The sequence below is a fragment of the Nocardia transvalensis genome, assembly GCF_015477765.1.
GTDB lineage: Bacteria > Actinomycetota > Actinomycetes > Mycobacteriales > Mycobacteriaceae > Nocardia > Nocardia transvalensis_A.
This window is the reverse complement of the sequence record NZ_JADLQQ010000008.1, coordinates 327,913-346,637: the sequence shown is the minus strand read 5'-3', so window position 1 is coordinate 346,637 and position 18,725 is coordinate 327,913. Positions and strand designations below refer to the sequence as shown.

Below are 18,725 nucleotides of genomic sequence, written 5' to 3'. Positions count from 1 at the left end.
TCATCAGGAGCTCACGATCTGATCCATGATCTGCCCGGCACTGGTGGCGACGATGCCGCCCGCGAGTGCACCGAGAACGATCTTGGGCGACTCGACCGCGCCGCCGTGCCACCTCTCCCAGCCGAATTTCCCGCCCGCGTAGATCAGCGCGGCGACCCCTGCGAGGGTCACCAACCAGGCCAGCCAGCTGACGACCCTGGTCAGTCCATCCGCGCCGGGCGGCTGCACAGGCGTGATGTTGATTTCGGCCAGGATGACGACCGATTCGGTGATGAGGTGGGTCATGAGGTGCTCTTCGAGTTCAGGGATTCGCCGCGACTGGCGGCGATCCGGGTGGTGATGGCGCTGCCCGCGAAATGGACGTCGGCCGGTACGGCGTCGGTCAGCCGGGCGCGGCGGCGCGGGGGCGGATCGAACGGCGTGTATTGGGCGAGGTCGTCGAGCTCGCGCACGATCAGTTCGTCGTGCCAGCCGATGGCCCACACCGTGCCGTCGACGAGTTCGGCGACGGTGCGGCGGTACCGGCGAACCACACCCGGGACACGGCCCGGGCGGGCCGCGACCAGCACGAGCCCGACGATGCTCACGCCCTCGGGGGCGAGTCCGGCGTGCCATTCCCGCAGTCGCTCCGCGGCTGCGGTGAGTCCGGGGATACAGCCGCGGGCTGCCACGACTACTCGCTGGGTGGTGGTCGGCGAAGCCGGCCACGCCAGACCGGTGTCGGCCGAATGCGCCCACCACCGCGCCAGGGTCGAGGCTCCGGCTCCCCCGTGCGCGCCGAGGACCGCGAACAGCGGCGGGTGCGGGCCGAGAGTCGGTAGCGGTGCCTGCCGCACGGGGGCGAGACGTTCCGGTGTCGGGGCGGCGATCGTGTCCGGGTCAAGACGACCGGCCGATGGTTCGAGGTCGGAGGAGTTGATGGTGCGGAGCTGGAATGCATTGGTGTGCATGTCATCCCGCCTTCTGGATGTTCGTTATCAGCTGCTGGCCGGTGTCGGTGCGGCGGGTGTTGATCACCTGCAGGTAATCCATCCGCGATCGGTCCGGGTGCAGCTCGACCACATGCACGTCGGCGGTGTTGTCGGAGATGAGGGTGATAGCCACGCAGTGCGAGGTGCCAGCCGGGATCGACGCGATCCCCGCGGCGAGCGACTCGGCGACGATTCCTGTTTCCGGGGCCAGCAGCCGCATCGCCGCGTCGGCCGACCGCGTCCTGTAGTAGGCGAATTCGAATGCCGCGATGACACCCGCGATCGTGTCGGTATTTCCGGCGCCGTCGGTGACCGTCGAACCTGTCAATCCTGCGCATGCCGTGGCGGCAGGTGTGGTGGTTGGCGGCGGTGCCGCTGTCAGGGTGGGTATGGCCACCGGGGCGTCCTGGTGCCGTGTCGCCATTGCCCCGATGATCACCAGTGCGGTGCAGCCGGTCAGCACGGCGGCGAGGGCGATCCAGCCGCGCCGAGGAAGGCGCCAACGGCTGTCACGTGCCCGCTCGGGTAGCTCGGTGGGTTGCGCTGTGGGTTCGGGCAGCCACCGCCATTCGCCGCCGTCGGGCAACACGGGGTGCTCGGGCGGGTCGTGTGGGAGGGGTACCGGGTCTGTGGGTGTCAGCCAGCCCCACCCGTGTGCGGTGTCGGTGGGGGTGTTGCTGCTCGAGGCGGGCATGGTGTGTCACCTCCTTGCTGGCGTGGGGCTTTCGGTGGGTGGGCCCTCCGGGGAGACGGCCCGCGAGGGACAGACCGCACATGTCTCTCTGGCGCAGAGATGGCAGCGACGGCGGTCTCCCCGGAGGGGTCTGGGCGGTGCCGTCATGGCGAACCCGGTTCGGGTGGGGCCGGGGTAGTCGACGATGGTGTGGAGGCGTTCGGCGTCGCGGATGCGGTCGTGCCGGGGCGGCTCGTCGGGGTAGGTGAGTAGCTGGCTGATGGTTGTGGTTTCGGTGCAGGTCGTGGTGTGCCTACTGCGGCGGCAGTGTCCCGGGCGGCGGCGATGAGCCAGTCGGCCGCGACCGTGAGCGGTGGTTCGCCTTGGGGGTTAGCGGGCACTGTGGTGTAGGCGCCGTGGCGGCCTGCGGTGTCGCTGTACTGCGTTTGCATGGCCAGGCTGTAGAGCTGGGACTGGTCGGTCACTGTGGACTGGATCGCGTCGAAGGCTTGATCAACCCAACCGAGTGCGGTCTGCGGTGGCACGAGCTCGGCGACAGCGCCTGCGACTTTGACACCGAGATCGGCGATCGCCGCGGCCGGGTTGGCCAGCCCAATCGTGGCGAGCTCGGCGATCGTGGCGGGTGTCAAGACTTTCTGCGCGACCGACACCACCGCGTTCAGGCCAATCGTTCCCAGCCGGAACAGCACCGCCAGCGCCTGGCCCGGTCCAGGCATGGGGGTGGACGGGTCCGACGCTTCGGCCAATCGCTGACCGAGGGATTTGGTGGGCTGGTAGGACAGCTGGTCGAGGCTGGAGCCGGACAGGTCCTCGGTGACGACACCGGCCGCGGTCTTCCACGCGATCGCCGACAACGCTTGGGCCACAGTCGAGATCGCGGCGACCGGGTCGCGGAAATCCGATTGGTCGGCGATGTTGCGCACAGTCCGCGCCAGCGGCGATCCCGGCGGCGTGTCACAGGTCATGTCTCCTGGTGAGCAGAAGTCGGCGACCCGGCCAGTGAGAGCCCCGTAATCCGCTATTTTCGTGCGGCTTTGGTCAATTCCTGCCCCGGCCGGACCTTGCTCGGTCAGCCGGATGCTCGCGACGTTGTTCCCTGAGGTGCCGGGGACTCGGCCGGGCGTGGTTTGTCCCGGCTTGTCGACCAGTACGGGTGAGCCGACCGGGCGTTGCGGGTTGGCGAACAGTGCGACAGCGGCCACCGCGTCGGCGGGGACCGGGCCCGTGCCAGCTCCGACGCGTTGGGCGAACACCGAAACCGGCACTGCGCCTTGGCCGTATCCCGCGGCAGCGATCTTCGTCTGTGGGCAACGGTGCACGATGTCGCGGGCAATCGATTCGAGCTGGGTGGCTGCGGTGTCGGTGGCTTGGTCGTATGGTTGCTCGTCGCCTTGCTCGGAATGTCCGTACCGGACGTAGACGCGCTGCACCAGGTCGCCCGCGTGTGCCAACAGCGGAGTGAACAGTTGCCCGAGCGCTCCGCTATCGGAGGAAAGGTCCGCGTCCGGCGCGGTCTCCTCCGGTCCTTGAACTCCCACCGCATAGAGGGCGGGGCAGGCTCCCTCGATGGGTGCGGAATTCTCGAGTGTCTGGGCTGCGGCCGGCGTGATCTGTAACGCGGCCAGCAGCACACCGACGATGCAACTTGCGGTGAGAGCCGAACATTGGTGGCCCGCAGACGGAACGCCATCTCCTGACTTGCTGCGCCGCAGCATGTTCCGGCGAGCGCGCGGGCCGCGTGTCGGTTCACTGGTCGGATGCATCGGCTTGCCTTCTGGCAGTGGATGGGTGCGGTGATGCGCTGTGATGTTGTAGGTCGTCGGCCAGCCGTGCGAGCCCTTCGGCCAACGCGGCCGACGCGCAATCGAGGTGCCCGGCGTTGTACTCGCGCCAGGAGACTGGGGTTCCCAGGGCCTCGTAGTCGCGACGCAGGCACATACCTTGTTTGATCGGCACGACCGCGTCATCGGTGCCGTGCAGCAGGTGCACCGGTACCCGTGGCCCGACCCAGCCGAGTCGTTCGCGTTCCAGGACGTAGCGCCACATTGGGTCGTTCCACGGGTCCGGGCGCTCGCACCAGCGGGCCAGCGACTGTGGGTATCGAGTTAGTAGCGTGGTGGCGTCGAGCTTTTCGGCATCGGCGACGGCGTCACGCCCTTCGTCGGTAAGCAGGTGCCGTAACGGCAGGTGTCGATAGGCGCGAGAGAGCCCAGCCAGGCCGGCCAGCCCGAGCGCTGCCCATGGCCCGTTATCCAGGTGCGTCACCAACTCGCCGGGGTCGGCGACGACGGCGGCGGCGGCCACACCCCGTACGTCCAACTCGGGGGCGTAGACATCGCAGAGTTCACCGGCCGACGCCGAAGTCCGCCCGCCGTCGGCATATCCCCACACGATGACCGGCGCGTTGTCGGAGTCGATATCGGGCAGCCGGTAGGTGGCGCGGCCGATATCGAGGGCGCAGTGCGCGGCGGCGCGGCTGGCCAAGAACGTGTGCGGCCCGTCCCCCAGCAGTCCTTCACCGTCCGGGACCGCTACGGTCCACCCACGATCCAGCGCCGCGGTTATCCGGTCGGCTTCGGGATCCGCGCCAGCGGCCAACAGCCGAGACGGCGCATGTACGCCGCCCAGGCCGTGGAAAGCGGGGCAGTACACCAGGATTGGCCCGGCTCCGATCTCGGCGTGGGTGTCCGGGACCAGGATCGTGCCGGAGACGGCGGTGAGTTCGTCGTAGGAGTCGCTGGACACGTAGACGATCTGCCAGGTGTCGGTGTCGCGCAGTTGCGGTGCCGTCGACTTGCGCAGCCGCAGCAGATCGCCCGGTCGACGGCCGGGAGCAACGGAGACCTCACCGAAGAACTCGTCGTGAGCGTCAGCGGTCTGGGTATGGTCGGTCATTGGTGACTCCTGGCGATGTCGTGGGCGATCGCGATCAGCCAGGCGATGCCCGAGGCCAGTTCTCCGCCGGTGGCGTAGCCGTTGTGCGCGAAAACCGTGCCCGCGTAAGCGGCCCACACCGCCGGGTTGATCAGGTCGGCTTGTCGGCGATCAGCTGGTTCCAGGCCGCGGCGAGTTGTCCGGTCAGTTTCGGCAGCAATACGATCGGGTTGGCGGTGACCGCGGCGGCGATATGTGTCCACTGCGCGTGTGCGGCAGCCGCCGTCTCGGCAGATGGTGTCGGTATGCGGGGGTCAGCCGCGTCGATGAGTCGCTGGGCCAGTGGTTTTCGCGGCTGGTAGTCGACGGTGCCGTTGCCGGTCTGGAAGTCCTCGGCCAGGATCATGGTCCAGGCTGAGCCGAGGGTGTCACGAAGGATCGCGTTCAGCGAGCCGAGTGCGGCGAGCGGGTTGCGCAGATCTGCTTGGGCGGCGATGTGTGCGCCGAGGCGCAGCAGTGCGGCGTGGTCGGGTGCCGAGCAGGCTAGATCGCCGATCGCGCAGATCTCGGCCACCCGGCCTGTCAACGCGCCGAAGTCGGCGCCGTTCGCCACAATGCCGCCACCGGCAACGGCTGGGGGGCCTAGTTGCACGGTCGCTACTGCGTTGCCGCTGGTTCCCGGTGCCGGGTCGGGCACTGTTTGGCCTGGCCGTCCTGGGATGACGGGCGCTCCGGGGGGCCGGTCCGGATCCGAATACAGGGCGATCGCGGCAACCCGTTCCGGAGGGACCGGGCCTTTGCCAGCGCCTACCTGTTGCGCGAATGCCGAGACCGCCTGTGCGCCTTGGGAGTAGCCGACGGCCGCCAGCATGGTCTCCGGGCACGCGGCGGCGACATCGGCGGCGGCAGAGGTCAGTCGCGTGAGCGCGTCGCTGACCGACTCGACATAGGGCTCCTGTCCGCCGCCGGGGACCGCGCCGCCGAAAGCGGCGCTGTATCCGATGTAGCTGCGCTGCACAAGATTGGGGACAGCAGCAACCACCGGCCCCAGTAGTGCGCCGACCAGGCCGGTGTCGGTGGTGGGATCGGCGTCGGGCGAGGACTGGCCCGTACCCTGGATCGCCAGGACATACATCGCCGGGCAGCCTGGCCCGATCGGAACTGCCTGGCCAACAGCCGGTTCGGCAGCAATGTAGAGGACTGCGCAGGAGGCAGCGACAGTGCCAGCCGCCGCACGCACGAGGAAGATTCGGCCGATCACTGTTGGCCCACCCCCACACCGGCACCGAAACCGGCGCCGATCGTGCCACCGATAGCTGCACCGACAACCCCCGCAGGTGCTCCGGCGATGGCCGCGCCTGCGGCGGCGCCGGCGGCGGCACCTAGTGCGGTCCCGGCGACTCCCGAGGTGACGGTTCCGATCACCGGCACCGCAATGACCGTTCCCAGTGCCGCACCGGCGATTCCGCCCACCGTGCCGCCGATCAGCCCTCCGACCACGGCCCCCGCTGCCGCGGCCGGTGTCCCGGCGAGGGCCGCACCCGCTGCTCCGCCGACGGCCGCCCCGGCCATCGTTGCTCCGCTGACCCGGTCGGATCGTCCAGCCGGGATGCCGATCGAGTCCAGCGCGGTCGCGATGTGTGCCTCCGCGCCCGCGGCTGTATTGTTGACGCAATCGCGCACCTCGGGCGGCAGCCAGTCCGGCGACGGTGTCTGCCATTGTCCGATCCGGATCGTGTTCTCCGGCGGCTGAATCGGGGCTACCGGCGGCACCGGCTCCGGAAGATGCAGATCTTCCAGTTCCACCGGCGGCGCGGGATCCGGCGGCGGCTCCGGCCGCGGGGCCGGACCATTGCGGATCTCCGGCGGCTGCTCAACATACGCCGGTGCCGCCGGTGCAAGCTCCGCCGGCGGCGGAGCCGGAGCAGGCGCCGGGGGCGGTGGCGGAGCAGGCGCCGGGGGCGGTGGCGGTGGTGTCGTGCCCGGTTGAGCGGGGCTGGTAACCCCTGGCTGGTCTGCGATCACGCCGGAAGTGCTCGCTCCAGCAACCCCATAGCAGCTCAGCATGACTGTGAGTGGAGCCGCGACCGCGACACCACCGCGGCGAAACAACGTGCTTCCTCGCTGACTTCGCATACGCCGAGGTGCGGTAGCAGATTTCGGGCACGGATCCAGCGGCACGCGTGGAGTGCACCCAATCGCGCCCGTCTCGGCGTGAGTTCTCAACGTGGACATGCGAAAATAGCCCCTTCTGCGCGAAAAGTGGTATCAGCGGAGAGAATTGATCGAAACCGCCCCCTCGGGCCCCCCAGCAGCATCACCGCAGCCAGGGGACCCTGGGCAGACAGCGCCTGTCAGAGGAACGGCAAGATCAGCGACAGCACTTGCCCGGCCACCGCCAATCCATTGGACAGCAGAGCTAAACCTGCGTTCACCCAGGACACAATCACGAACGGATCCACTGGCTTCTTCCCTTCGGAGGCGTTTCTATTTGCCGCATCTACGAAACCCCCAACGGACCGAAAAGGCCACAGTCAAATTAGGCGCAAATTGCACCAGAAGCATTTTGCGCCAAATACCGAAAGGGCTATCAACCAGCAGTTTTCGCACCAACTTAGCAGTCAGAGCACCAAAGGCTGATTTATAGATCTTCAGGCTCGCCAAATCCGACCATTATGCCCCTGAGCAGGGCATACCCCAAGATCCACGCCTCCGATGGTTAACAATCCGCAATCGTCGGATTTTGGAAACCGTTGCTCCCTGAGTATCCATTCTGGTAGGAACAAAACCGATAGGTAGGTAGCAGGGGGACCACTGATCGAATCTACCGGCCCCCATGCTCGAAAGCCCCGACGGCAGGTAGCAGGGGGACCATTGATCGAATCTACCGGCCCATGCTCGAAAGCTCTGAAGGGAGGGGGGAACATCGCATGTCCACAGGCCCAAAGGAAGGACCGCACCGCCCTTTTCACCGTACACAAGCACACGTGCCGTCGCTGGCAAGATTCCTGCTCCAGATCCGCGAAGAGCGGCAGATGTCGCGCAGACAGGTGCGCCTGAAGACGACGATCAGCGAGACCCACATCCGGGACATCGAGAAGGGCGTACGCCTGCCCAGCCCGGAGCTGCTACAGGTACTCATCGTCGGATACCAACTCAACGACAGCCAAGCGCGGCACGCCCGAGATCTGCTAGCGCCCCCACTGGATCTCACCCCGACCGAAACGCTCTGCGCCCAGGTACAGCAGCGCCCTCGGATGCTCGACTATCTCGACTACCTGGACCACCAGCAAGGGATTCTCGCGGCCTACACTGATCCGCTCCTCAACATCCTGGCCGCGAACGATCGAATGCTTCGCGCCTTTCCGCTACTCGACCAGGCCGGCAACGTTGCGCCATGGATCTTCGAAGATCATTACTCCGAACACGTGCTGACCGACCGAGACAATGAAAAAGACCAGGTAGTAGCTCTTTTGAAGGGCGCCATGGGAGTCTACCGACATGCCCCGCAGACTGCGCACCTTCTCCGGCGGTTACGCCCGTGCGCCGAGTTCAATCGGTTCTGGCTCACCCGATCCCGCATCGCGTTCGGCCGGGACACCACCGACTACCTGCGCTGGCGAGATCAGGCAACTGGCGTTCACCACGCGGCCTACATCTCGGCCATGAACGTCGAAGTCAAAGACGTCTTGCTTTACCTTGCGGTTCCAGTACCGGACCCGGCCCGCACGGAATGACCCTTACCTGTCCCAATCGCCTTCCGCAAACCACGCCCCCTGTGCGCCCCTCGCCGCGACCTACCCGGCTTCGCAGCGCGCCCGGCTTCCACATCATCACGGCTTCCCAGTGCGGCCACCGCTGTAGTCATCCGCACCATCCCGGGCCCACCACTTCCGTCTCATCTAGATACGGATAGAGCCGGCTTGAAATGTTCCGCTTCTGCAGCGCGCAGCGCTTGATGACCTTGTTAATCAGGGGTGTCAGACCCTCCCGTTACTGTGCTGGGGCGCAATCGGTTCGAGGAGGAGGAGTGACTGTGGATGCCCGGAAGTCATCGAGCAATGGGAGGCTGATCGCCGGTTCAAGCCGCTCACTGCGGTCACCGTCTCCGTCATCTCGCTCAAGGGTTTCGGCAGCTCTTCACCGTCTGATGACCTGGCAAGGCTGGACCAAGATTGCGGGGGCAACGACAACGATGGCCGCGATCGCGGCTCTGTGGTTCACGAACCAATCGCTCCAAGCCACGAACCGTCAGAATACCCTTTCCCAGCAGGTTGCGGTTAGTGACCGTTTGCAAAAGGCAGCAGAGCAACTCGCCTCGGACAAGATCGATGTTCGCCTTGCTGGCATCCATGTGCTCGCACGCCTCGCCGAAGACTCACCATCCGATCATGCGACAGTCTTCTCGATGCTTACGGCATTCGTGCGGACACACGCGACAGCGTCCGAGTGCTCAGCATCGGACCGTGACTGGAGACTGGTTAGTCCTCCGCCTGATATCCAAACCGTCCTCAAGGTGGTGGGGCAGCGTGACAAGATCACTTCGAAATGGCAAGAGCCGATTGACCTCCACAGCACGTGCCTAGTTAACGCGTCGTTGTCAGGGAACCTCCGCAAGATCCACCTGTGGGGCGCGAACCTATCTGGTGCGTACCTCGTTGCTGTAGACCTCTACGACGCACAGCTCCGCGACGCGAAGCTGTGCGATGCGTCGCTCCGGGACGCGGACCTTTACCGTGCCGATCTCGATCACGCTGATCTCGCCGGTGCCGATCTCACGGGCGCTTACCTCGTCGGAGCGAACCTTGCGGGTGCCAACCTGAATGGCACGAAGTTGAGCGGAATCGTATACGACAACACTACGAACTGGCCTGACGGGTTCATGCCCCCAACCGAGTAGCGTGGCACGTGCAAGTACTGGTCGCACTCTCATGCCGCTGGTCGCGCGTTGGCCTGACGCCCAGATCGGTTGGCTGACATGACGAATCGACACGCACATGCCGATTATCGTGGATTCTGAAAGGGCTTTTGCTGAGCTCGGAGCCAACGTCAGCGGGCGCCACCACCCCCCACAGTCATCGGCGAGAAGCGACCAATTCGTCGTCCACCAGCCGGAGCCGACGAGCAAGTCGGACACGAGCACGCGCTCCGGGTCGACGGCATCGCGGATCCGTCGCCACTCCTGCAGCCACGGACACATCGCTCGGATCATCTCCGGTGTCGTACGCGCCTCGCCTCACCCCCAACGGTATCGCGCTAAGTCCGACCTTCGGAGATCCGCGCCGAAATCTCCATCGGTAACCGGCATTCGGATTGGCGCAGCCTGCACCAAATGATCCGAATTGCCTTGACACAGCCGCCCGTTCGGCGCTGCTCTGGAATTTGCGCGAGGGACGCACGGACCGCACACGAAGTGTGAAGGATGTGTGTTGATCTTGCTTGGCTACCGAATCGGTCTCGCCGCCCACTCAGCCAACTTTTGGCAATCAATCGGCCCTTGCGCTCAATCCTCGGATACAGCAGTTTCAACGGCGGATAGCGCCGACAGACTTCAGCCCAGCAACACTCCAGATGCCTGACCGGAGCAACCGCGAGGTCGGTGAATCACGCGAGCATCACCTCATTGTGGAGAGCGAACAGCGGGATCCACCCGATCTGCGCAAGCTCAGTCGCGCTCTCATCGCGCTGGCCAAGCAATCCCAAGACGCCGAGGAGGATTCGTGAAGACCGGGGCTGTTCTTGAAGCAGTCGCCTACCTGCGGGTTTCGGACAAGAAGCAGCTCAACACAGCGATCGATATCGACCCGGACGGGAATTCGATTGCGACCCAGCGCCAAGTCATCGACCGTCGCGCCGAGGCGATCCCGGCCCAGATCGTCAGGGAGTTCGTCGAGCCGGGCGTCTCTGCTCAGACGGTCGAGAAGCGGCGCGAGTTTCAGAAGATGATGACCTTCCTGCAGGAGAACCCTCAGATCAAGTACGTCATCGTGTACGCGCGTTCGCGGGCGTTCCGCAACTACGTCGACGCCGCGGTGACCACACGGCAGCTCGACATGATGGGCGTCAAACTGATCTCGGCCAGAGAGGATTTCGGCGAGGGCATCTACGCCGAGATGATGGCCGCCATCACCGACATCTTCAACGACACTCAAAACAAGCTGTCCGGCCAGGACATCAGTATCAAGATGCTGAACAAGGCGATGAACGGCGGCACCTGCGGGCGCGCCAAACTCGGCTACGTCAATGCCCGCGTCCTCGTCGAAGGACGCCAAGTCAACACCATCAAGATCGACGAGGAACGCGCTCCCCTGGTGGTCCAGGCGTGGGAACTCTACGCGACCGGCGACTACACCATCGAGGACCTCGCAGCCACGATGGCCGATCTCGGGCTCACCTGCCGCCCCACGGGCCGCTGGCCAATCGAGCAGCCGGTATCCGCCACGAAGCTTCACAAAATGCTGGGCGACCCGTACTACGCGGGCTACGTCGTCTGGAAGGGCCAAATCTACGCGGGCCGTCACGAACCGCTCGTATCGCCTGGACTGTTCGCCCGGGTGCAGGAGGTCCTGCGGCACCGCAGCGCCAACGGCAACCGGGACCGTGTCCACAATCACTATCTGAAGGGTGCGCTGTTCTGTCGGCGCTGCCACCTCGACGACCAGAGGTCCCGGCTGGTGTTCAGCGAATCGACCGGCCGCAACGGGACCCGCTACGCCTACTTCGTCTGCCGCAGAAGCAAAGAGGGGCTGTGCGATCTGCCCGCCCTGCCCAGTGCAGCGGTGGAAGACGCGATTGCACAGCACTACCGCACGTTGCAGCTCCCGGACGACTTCGTCGACGAAACCCGCACGCTGCTCGAAGAACTCGTAGCCGACGAGCAGACCTCCACCCGCGAACTGCACGCGAAACTCAATCGGCAGCTGAAGGAAATAGACAAGAAAGAAGATCGACTGGTCGATTTTCTGACCGATGGCTCGATGCCGCAGGCCAAGGTTCGAACGAAGCTGATCGAGCTGAAGAACGAACGCAAACGACTAGAGGCCGCCCTGGTCAACACCTCGGAGGAACTGGGCGTCGGCGCCACCGTGCTCCGCTACGCCCTCGATTTGATAGCTGATCCCTATGCCCTCTATCGAGACGGCAATCCCGAAGTCCGCAGACGGCTGAACGAAACGTTCTATCAACGCTTCTATGTGGATGACTTCTCGACAGATGAATCAGGAGGTGAGATGGCACCGCAGGTAACCGACGAAAAGAAGCAGATCTTCGCCGATCTGCACACCGCTGCTCGTAGCTGCCCAACCCCGCGCAGCCCTGGGTCGAAGGGGGCGGGCAAGTCTCGAAACACGTCACCGGTCGGCGGTTCGAATAAGAGTCTCTGGGTGGGCGCAGACGGGTTCGAACCGCCGACCGCTGGTGTGTAAGACCAGTGCTCTACCACTGAGCTATACGCCCCGGTACCTCGCCGGGGTGTGGGGGCGAAGTACGGTCGCTGGGCCCGGGGGCGGGCGCAGCGGTTTACGAATCTAACGCAGTCAGCGCTTTCTCCCAAGCTGCCTGGTCACGGGGCTCGCCGGGGCCGTTCATCTCCGAGAAGCGGATGATGCCGTCCTTGTCGACGACGAAGGTGCCGCGGTTGGGGAAACCGGTCTTGTCGTTGAATACGCCGTAGGCCTGAGCGACGGCGCCGTGCGGCCAGAAGTCCGACAGCAGCGGGAAGGTGTAGCCCTGTTCGGCCGCCCAGATCTTGTGGGTGGGCGGCGGGCCGACGGAGACGGCGAGGATCTCGGCGTTGTCGTTCTGGAATTTCGGCAGCTCGTCGCGCACCTTGCACAGCTCCCCCTGGCAGATGCCGGTGAACGCGAGCGGATAGAACACGATCAGCACGTTCTTGCGCCCGCGGTAATCGGACAGGCTGACGTCCTGGTTGTTCTGATCCTTCAGCGTGAAATCCGGCGCGACCGTGCCCACTTCGAGCGGCATGCGCAGTCCTCCCTGTGTTCGTGGCGACGTCCACGGGCCCGGCGTGGTCCTGCCACCCGCGGGCCCGTCGCGCGTCGGGCAGCACCTCGCACCGCCCCGGCCGAAACCTTAGCCAAGCGATCGATCAGCGCTGCTTCGAGGGCGTCTTCGGCTGCGTCAGCTTGGTCCCGGTCCATGTCCCCAGGCTGACCGGAGTCGTGGACGTCAAACCCGCCGGCGTCGCCGACTCGGCGATCTCGCTGGGATCGACGTGACCGGGCTGGCCGGTCTTGGGGGTCAGAACCCACACCACACCGTCGTCGGCGAGCGGAGTGATGACATTCAACAGCTCGTCGACCAGGTCGCCGTCACCATCGCGCCACCACAGCAGCACGACGTCGACCACCTCGTCGGTGTCCTCGTCGAGCAGTTCGGCTCCGATGGTCTCCTCGATGTCGGCCCGCAAGGCGTCGTCGGTGTCCTCGTCCCAGCCCAGCTCTTGAACCACCATGTCGTGCGTAATGCCAAGCTTCTGAGCGTAGTTCTGCGCGTCCGCCGCGGCGACCACGGTGGTGTCCTCCTCAACTCCCGACAGTAGATAGGTGCAAGCGAACATGGTTATGCGCCACAACGCAAGCCGATCCGCCTAAATCCATGCCGAAATGTCGCGCAAAAATGAAACAGACCGGCACGGATGCACTATCTTTTCGGGCAGGCGTCGCGGACCACGTTGAGCGCGTCGTTGACCCGTTTGCTGGCGTCGTTGAGGGCTCCGACCGGCGCGGTGTAGGTCATCTTGCGCGTCTCGGCGGCCAGCGCCCGCGCCGCGTTCACGTAGTCGGTGAACTTCTGCGCCAGATCCGGCGGCAGCGCGTCACCGGCCGAGTTCACCCGGTTCTCCACGGTCTTGGCGGCGTTCTCCAGCGTCTCGGCCGAGGCGTCGCGCTTGGCGTCCTGATCGGGCGCGTTGTTGTCGTGCGCGTCGACGAACTCGTTGTATTTGGTGACCGCCACGCCCGTGGTGTCGCGGAACGGAGTGCAGTTGTCGCCGATGGCCTTCGCCTGCGCGGCGGCCCGGCGTGAGGAGGTGGCCGCCGCCGAGGACGAGGCCATCTCGGTCCGGTACGCCGCCGCCTCCGCCTGGTTCACGGTGGCGGTACCGTGGACGGAGTTGGAGCATCCGGCAACCACCACTCCGGTGCCGACCGCGACGGCCGCACACACCAATCCGAACCCGCGTGGGTTCAGCAGTTTCATCGTCTCCCCGCTTCTCGATCGCCTCGACAATGTTCGACCAGCGGCGCCCGCGGGCCCGTCGCGACCGCCGCGGTTGCCTAGCGAACGGTACTGGATTTCCGGCTGACATGATGACCGGGGACGCATCATCGACAAGGATGTGAGGTGCGCCCTAATTGTGAGCGACGGATAGCCCCCGCCTACCAGCGTGGCTACCCGGGGTTAGAGCCATCAGCTTGTCCACCCCTGTACGAGGAGCATTGATTTTGACAGACCTGATGCACCCGAAGTCGTCGAGTTCCACCGCCAACGGCGCCGCCGCCGAAGGTTCGGCCCGCACGCGGCCGACGGGCGCGCGTGTGCGGGTGATCCGCGAGGGGGTGGCGTCCTACTTACCGGACATCGATCCGGAAGAGACCGGCGAGTGGTTGGAATCCTTCGACGAAATGCTCGACCGCGAGGGCCCGGGCCGCGCGCGCTACCTGATGCTGCGCCTGCTCGAGCGCGCCGGTGAACGCCATGTCGCCATCCCGTCGCTGACCTCGACCGACTACGTCAACACCATCCCCACCGAGAACGAGCCCTGGTTCCCCGGCGACGAGGAGGTGGAGCGCCGCTACCGCGCCTGGATCCGCTGGAACGCCGCGGTCATGGTGCACCGCGCCCAGCGGCCGGGAATCGGTGTCGGCGGCCATATTTCGACCTACGCGTCGTCAGCGGCCCTTTACGAGGTCGGCTTCAACCACTTCTTCCGCGGGAAGGATCATTCCGGTGGCGGCGACCACATCTTCATCCAGGGCCACGCCTCCCCCGGCATCTACGCCCGCGCCTTTCTGGAGGGGCGCCTGACCCAGGACCAGCTGGACGGCTTCCGCCAGGAGTACAGCCACGGCGGCCCGGGCCACGGCCTGCCGTCGTATCCGCATCCGCGGCTGATGCCCGACTTCTGGGAATTCCCCACGGTCTCCATGGGTCTGGGCCCGATGAACGCCATCTACCAGGCCCGGTTCAACCACTACCTGCACGATCGCAGCATCACCGACACCTCCGATCAGCACGTGTGGGCGTTCCTGGGCGACGGTGAGATGGACGAGCCGGAGTCGCGCGGCCTGGCGCACGTGGCGGCGATGGAGGGTCTGGACAACCTGACCTTCGTCATCAACTGCAACCTGCAGCGCCTGGACGGGCCGGTGCGCGGCAACGGCAAGATCATTCAGGAGCTGGAGTCGTTCTTCCGCGGCGCCGGCTGGAACGTCATCAAGGTCATCTGGGGCCGCGAGTGGGACGCGCTGCTGTCCGCCGACCGCGACGGCGCGCTGGTGAACCTGATGAACTCCACCCCCGACGGCGACTACCAGACCTACAAGGCCAACGACGGCGCCTACGTGCGCGAGCACTTCTTCGGCCGCGATCCGCGCACCAAGGAACTGGTGAAAGGTCTGTCGGATCAACAGATCTGGAACCTCAAGCGCGGTGGCCACGACTACCGCAAGATCTACGCGGCCTATGCGGCGGCGCTCGCGCACAAGGGCCAGCCGACGGTGATCCTGGCCAAGACCATCAAGGGCTACGGCCTGGGCAAGCATTTCGAGGCCCGCAACGCCACGCATCAGATGAAGAAGATGACGCTGGACGACCTCAAGGTGTTCCGCGATGTGCAGCGCATTCCGATCACCGATGAGCAATTGGAGGCGGATCCGAAGCTGCCGCCGTACTATCACCCCGGCAAGGACGACCCGGCCATCCAGTACATGCTGGATCGCCGCCGCACCCTCGGCGGGTTCCTGCCCGAGCGTCGCTCGGCGGCAAAGCCTCTGCAACTGCCGGGCGACGAGCCGTATCGCTCGGTCCGCAAGGGCTCGGGCAAGCAGAACGTGGCGACCACGATGGCGTTCGTGCGACTGATGAAGGAGCTGCTGCGCGACAAGGAGATCGGTAAGCGGATCGTCCCGATCATCCCGGACGAGGCCCGCACCTTCGGCATGGACTCGTGGTTCCCCTCGTTGAAGATCTACAACCGCAACGGCCAGTTGTACACATCGGTCGACGCGGAATTGATGCTTGCCTACAAAGAGAGTCAAGTGGGGCAGATCCTGCACGAGGGCATCAACGAGGCCGGTTCGACCGCGTCGTTCACCGCGGCGGGCACCTCCTACGCCACCCACGGCGAGCCGATGATCCCGCTCTACATCTTCTACTCGATGTTCGGCTTCCAGCGCACCGGCGACGGCCTGTGGGCCGCGGCCGATCAGCTGGCGCGCGGGTTCGTGCTCGGAGCAACCGCCGGGCGAACCACGCTGACCGGTGAGGGGCTGCAGCACAACGACGGTCATTCGCTGCTGCTGGCCTCCACCAATCCGGCGGTGATCGCCTACGACCCGGCGTTCGCTTACGAGATCGCCCACATCGTGCGCGACGGCCTGCGCCGGATGTACGGCGGCGGCAAGCCGGCGGCGGAAACGACCGTGCTGCCCGGCACCCATCCGCAGATGCAGCACGACGCCTTCGGCGGCGAGAACGTCTTCTACTACATCACCCTGTACAACGAGCCCTACGCACAACCGGCCGAGCCGGACGACGTCGATGTCGAGGGCCTGCTCAAGGGCATCTACCTGTACAAGCGCGGCGGTGAGGGCGATGTGCGCGCCCAGATCCTGGTGGCCGGTGTGACCGTGCCCGACGGCCTGCGCGCCCAGGAACTGCTCGCCTCGGAATGGGGTGTGCAGGCCGATGTGTGGTCGGTGACCTCGTGGAGCGAATTGCGCAAGGAGGCCCTGGCCAAGGAGATCGCCACCCTGCGCGATCCGGGTACCGACGCGGGCGTCCCCTACGTCACGCAGGTGCTCTCGCGGACACAGGGGCCGTTCATCGCCGCCTCGGACTGGATGCGCTCGGTGCCCGATCAGATCCGCAAGTGGGTTCCCGGCGACTACACCACGCTGGGCACCGACGGGTTCGGCTTCTCCGACACCCGTCCGGCCGCGCGGCGTGTGTTCAACGTCGACGCCCAGTCGATCGCCGTCGCCGCGCTCGAGGCCCTGGCCCGGGTCGGCAAGGTCGATATGGCCAGGGTCACCGAGGCCGCCTCGCGCTATCGCATCCACGACGTGGACGCCGCCCCGAAGTCGATGAGCACCGAGGAACAGCTGGCGTGACCCCGGCGAAAAGCACGCCGGGGATAGGGAGAGGTGCGGCTACCCCGGATGACTATGGGGAGAGGTGCGGCTGCCCCGGATGACTAGGGAACGCCCATCGGTAGGGGGTGCGTCGCAACGTCGCACCCCCTCCACGCCGCATCCTCACACCCCCGGCGCGCCTTTCGCCAGGCGGACATGCCCATCAATAGGGGTCATCGGGCAACCGCGCATCCCCGGCAGACCACACTCTCGCATCCCCAGTACGCCGCACCTTCGCCTAACCGGCGCGCCGCAACCCCACGTCTCCGGCACGCCGCAACCTCATGTCCGCGGCGTGCTCTTCGCCGCGGAGGCGCGCCCATTAATAGGGGGTGTGTGGCTGTCGGAACGCCGCAGGAGAATATTGCATGGTGGAACGTAAACCGCCGCGGCCTCGGCGGATCTCCGAGGGCACGTCCGAACATCACGAGGTCTATCTTCCGACCGGGGCGCTGTCCCCGAACCGGCAGAACCGCGACCCGCTGCCGGACACCCTGCTCAAACGGGTGCGGCAGCTGTCGGGGCGGCTGTCGACCGAGGCGATCGCCTCGATGGAGGACAGGCTGCCGTTCTTCGGCGATCTGGACGCCGCCCAGCGCGCCGGTGTCCAGATGCTGGTGCAGACCGCGGTGGTGAACTTCCTGGAGTGGCTGCAGGATCCGGAGAGCGATATCCGCTTCAGCCTCGACGCCTTCCAGGTGATCCCGCAGGATCTGGCGCGGCGGCTGACCCTGCGCCAGACCGTCGACATGGTCCGGGTGGCCATGGAGTTCTTCGAGCAGTGGCTGCCGGCGCTGGCCCGCAACGACCGGCAGCTGGTGGCGCTGACCGAGGCTGTGCTGCGCTATGGACGTGAGCTCGGCTTCGCGGCCGCCTCGGTCTACGCCAGTGCCGCCGAATCGCGCGGCGCGTGGGACACCCGCCTCGAGGCGCTGGTCGTGGACGCCGTGGTGCGCGGTGACACCGGACCCGAAATGCTTTCGCGCGCAGCCACTTTGAACTGGGACGCCACCGCACCGGCGACCGTGCTGGTGGGCACCCCGCCGCGGGATCAGGTCGCGGTGGTGGGGTCGGTGCACACCATCGCCGCGCGCCACGGCCGGGCCGCGCTGGCGGTCGTGCAGGGCTCACGGCTGGTGATGGTGGTCAGCGGCCACCTCGGCGAGAGCGCCTACCCCTCACCGTTCCTGTCCGATCTGCTCGCCGAGGCCTTCTCCGACGGCCCGGTGGTGATCGGCCCGACCACCCGCACCCTGTCGGCCGCGCACGTCAGCGCGGTCGAGGCGATGGCGGGGATGGAGGCGGTGGTGGGCTGGCGCGGCGCGCCACGCCCGGTGCACGCCTCGGAATTGCTGCCCGAGCGGGCCCTGCTCGGCGATCGGGCTGCGGTAGACGCCCTCAACGAGTATCTTGTGCTACCGTTGGCCGCCGCCGGGTCGGCTCTGTCGGACACTCTCGACGCCTACCTGGATTGCGGCGGAGCCGTCGAGACCTGCGCCCGCCAGCTGTACGTTCATCCAAATACGGTTCGCTACCGTCTCAAACGGATCGCCGACATCACCGGGCGTGATCCGATGAATCCGAGGGATGCGTACGTGCTCCGGATCGCCGCCACAGTAGGTCGTCTGACACGAACTCGTAACGAATCGCCGTCTCCTGTCCCAGAAGACTCTCCCGCAACTTTTTACGAAGATCGCGTGTAACGCCCGCCTGGAATCGGTCGATCGCGACAACTCACGTGCCGTTTTGTGGACACCACACAAAAGCTGCCGACAAGCTTCATTCGCGTCGACATCTCCGGATCGGGTCCCC

At 66.0% G+C, this 18,725-nt stretch carries 16 protein-coding genes and 1 tRNA gene; 5 read left to right on the top strand and 12 right to left on the bottom strand.

The window, feature by feature from the left end; genetic code table 11:
- Positions 1 to 3: 3 nt before the first annotated feature.
- The 8 genes from IU452_RS25190 to IU452_RS25160 form a co-directional block, all read right to left on the bottom strand.
- Complete coding sequence (locus IU452_RS25190) at positions 4 to 285, bottom strand: hypothetical protein (RefSeq protein ID WP_195111609.1); 282 nt, start codon at positions 283 to 285, stop codon at positions 4 to 6.
- Positions 282 to 950 (bottom strand): hypothetical protein, encoded by a 669-nt coding sequence (locus tag IU452_RS25185; protein ID WP_195111608.1) that lies wholly within the window; start codon positions 948 to 950, stop codon positions 282 to 284. The genes IU452_RS25190 and IU452_RS25185 overlap by 4 nt, the downstream gene beginning before the upstream one ends.
- Position 951: 1 nt before the next feature.
- The gene (locus IU452_RS25180) at positions 952 to 1,665 is read right to left on the bottom strand and encodes a hypothetical protein (RefSeq protein ID WP_195111607.1); all 714 of its coding nucleotides are present in this window, start codon (positions 1,663 to 1,665) and stop codon (positions 952 to 954) included.
- A 143-nt stretch (positions 1,666 to 1,808) separates the two neighbouring features.
- Positions 1,809 to 3,296 carry a cutinase family protein gene (locus IU452_RS25175; protein WP_195111606.1) on the bottom strand — a complete coding sequence of 496 codons (1,488 nt, stop codon included), beginning with the start codon at positions 3,294 to 3,296 and terminating at the stop codon, positions 1,809 to 1,811.
- A 115-nt stretch (positions 3,297 to 3,411) separates the two neighbouring features.
- Complete coding sequence (locus IU452_RS25170; protein WP_195111605.1) at positions 3,412 to 4,560, bottom strand: lipase family protein; 1,149 nt, start codon at positions 4,558 to 4,560, stop codon at positions 3,412 to 3,414.
- Positions 4,557 to 4,679, bottom strand: a complete 123-nt coding sequence (locus IU452_RS39005) for a hypothetical protein (RefSeq protein ID WP_267467639.1) — start codon at positions 4,677 to 4,679, stop codon at positions 4,557 to 4,559. Before IU452_RS39005 ends, IU452_RS25170 begins: the two co-directional genes overlap by 4 nt.
- Positions 4,680 to 4,690: 11 nt before the next feature.
- Positions 4,691 to 5,674 carry a cutinase family protein gene (locus tag IU452_RS25165; RefSeq protein ID WP_195111604.1) on the bottom strand — a complete coding sequence of 328 codons (984 nt, stop codon included), beginning with the start codon at positions 5,672 to 5,674 and terminating at the stop codon, positions 4,691 to 4,693.
- 122 nt (positions 5,675 to 5,796) lie between these two features.
- Positions 5,797 to 6,345 carry a hypothetical protein gene (locus IU452_RS25160; RefSeq protein WP_195111603.1) on the bottom strand — a complete coding sequence of 183 codons (549 nt, stop codon included), beginning with the start codon at positions 6,343 to 6,345 and terminating at the stop codon, positions 5,797 to 5,799.
- Between the two features lie 1,181 nt (positions 6,346 to 7,526).
- On the opposite strand from IU452_RS25160, the gene IU452_RS25155 reads away from it, so the two are divergent.
- The 3 genes from IU452_RS25155 (at position 7,527) to IU452_RS39615 (ending at position 11,963) form a co-directional block, all read left to right on the top strand.
- Entirely contained in the window at positions 7,527 to 8,276 is a 750-nt protein-coding gene (locus IU452_RS25155) for a helix-turn-helix domain-containing protein (protein ID WP_195111602.1), read from the top strand.
- 413 nt (positions 8,277 to 8,689) lie between these two features.
- The gene (locus tag IU452_RS25150; RefSeq protein ID WP_195111601.1) at positions 8,690 to 9,439 is read left to right on the top strand and encodes a pentapeptide repeat-containing protein; all 750 of its coding nucleotides are present in this window, start codon (positions 8,690 to 8,692) and stop codon (positions 9,437 to 9,439) included.
- A gap of 820 nt (positions 9,440 to 10,259) precedes the next feature.
- Positions 10,260 to 11,963 (top strand): recombinase family protein, encoded by a 1,704-nt coding sequence (locus IU452_RS39615; protein ID WP_416382369.1) that lies wholly within the window; start codon positions 10,260 to 10,262, stop codon positions 11,961 to 11,963.
- On the opposite strand, the gene IU452_RS25140 is transcribed toward IU452_RS39615, so the two are convergent.
- From IU452_RS25140 to IU452_RS25125, 4 genes are all read right to left on the bottom strand, one after another.
- Positions 11,923 to 11,994 (bottom strand) — tRNA-Val (locus IU452_RS25140). The two genes, IU452_RS39615 and IU452_RS25140, sit on opposite strands and share 41 nt — an antisense overlap.
- 63 nt (positions 11,995 to 12,057) lie before the next feature.
- Positions 12,058 to 12,522 carry a peroxiredoxin gene (locus IU452_RS25135; RefSeq protein WP_195111600.1) on the bottom strand — a complete coding sequence of 155 codons (465 nt, stop codon included), beginning with the start codon at positions 12,520 to 12,522 and terminating at the stop codon, positions 12,058 to 12,060.
- A gap of 124 nt (positions 12,523 to 12,646) precedes the next feature.
- The gene (locus IU452_RS25130; protein WP_195111734.1) at positions 12,647 to 13,069 is read right to left on the bottom strand and encodes a DUF3052 domain-containing protein; all 423 of its coding nucleotides are present in this window, start codon (positions 13,067 to 13,069) and stop codon (positions 12,647 to 12,649) included.
- A 131-nt stretch (positions 13,070 to 13,200) separates the two neighbouring features.
- Positions 13,201 to 13,758, bottom strand: coding sequence for a hypothetical protein (locus IU452_RS25125; protein ID WP_195111599.1), 558 nt, complete (start codon positions 13,756 to 13,758; stop codon positions 13,201 to 13,203).
- Between the two features lie 245 nt (positions 13,759 to 14,003).
- Here IU452_RS25125 and aceE point away from each other — a divergent pair, with 245 nt between their 5' ends.
- Together aceE and IU452_RS25115 are read left to right on the top strand one after the other, a co-directional pair.
- Positions 14,004 to 16,892 (top strand): pyruvate dehydrogenase (acetyl-transferring), homodimeric type, encoded by a 2,889-nt coding sequence (aceE, locus tag IU452_RS25120; RefSeq protein WP_228818674.1) that lies wholly within the window; start codon positions 14,004 to 14,006, stop codon positions 16,890 to 16,892.
- A 389-nt stretch (positions 16,893 to 17,281) separates the two neighbouring features.
- Positions 17,282 to 18,616, top strand: coding sequence for a PucR family transcriptional regulator (locus tag IU452_RS25115; protein ID WP_228818673.1), 1,335 nt, complete (start codon positions 17,282 to 17,284; stop codon positions 18,614 to 18,616).
- The last annotated feature ends 109 nt before the right edge of the window (positions 18,617 to 18,725 follow it).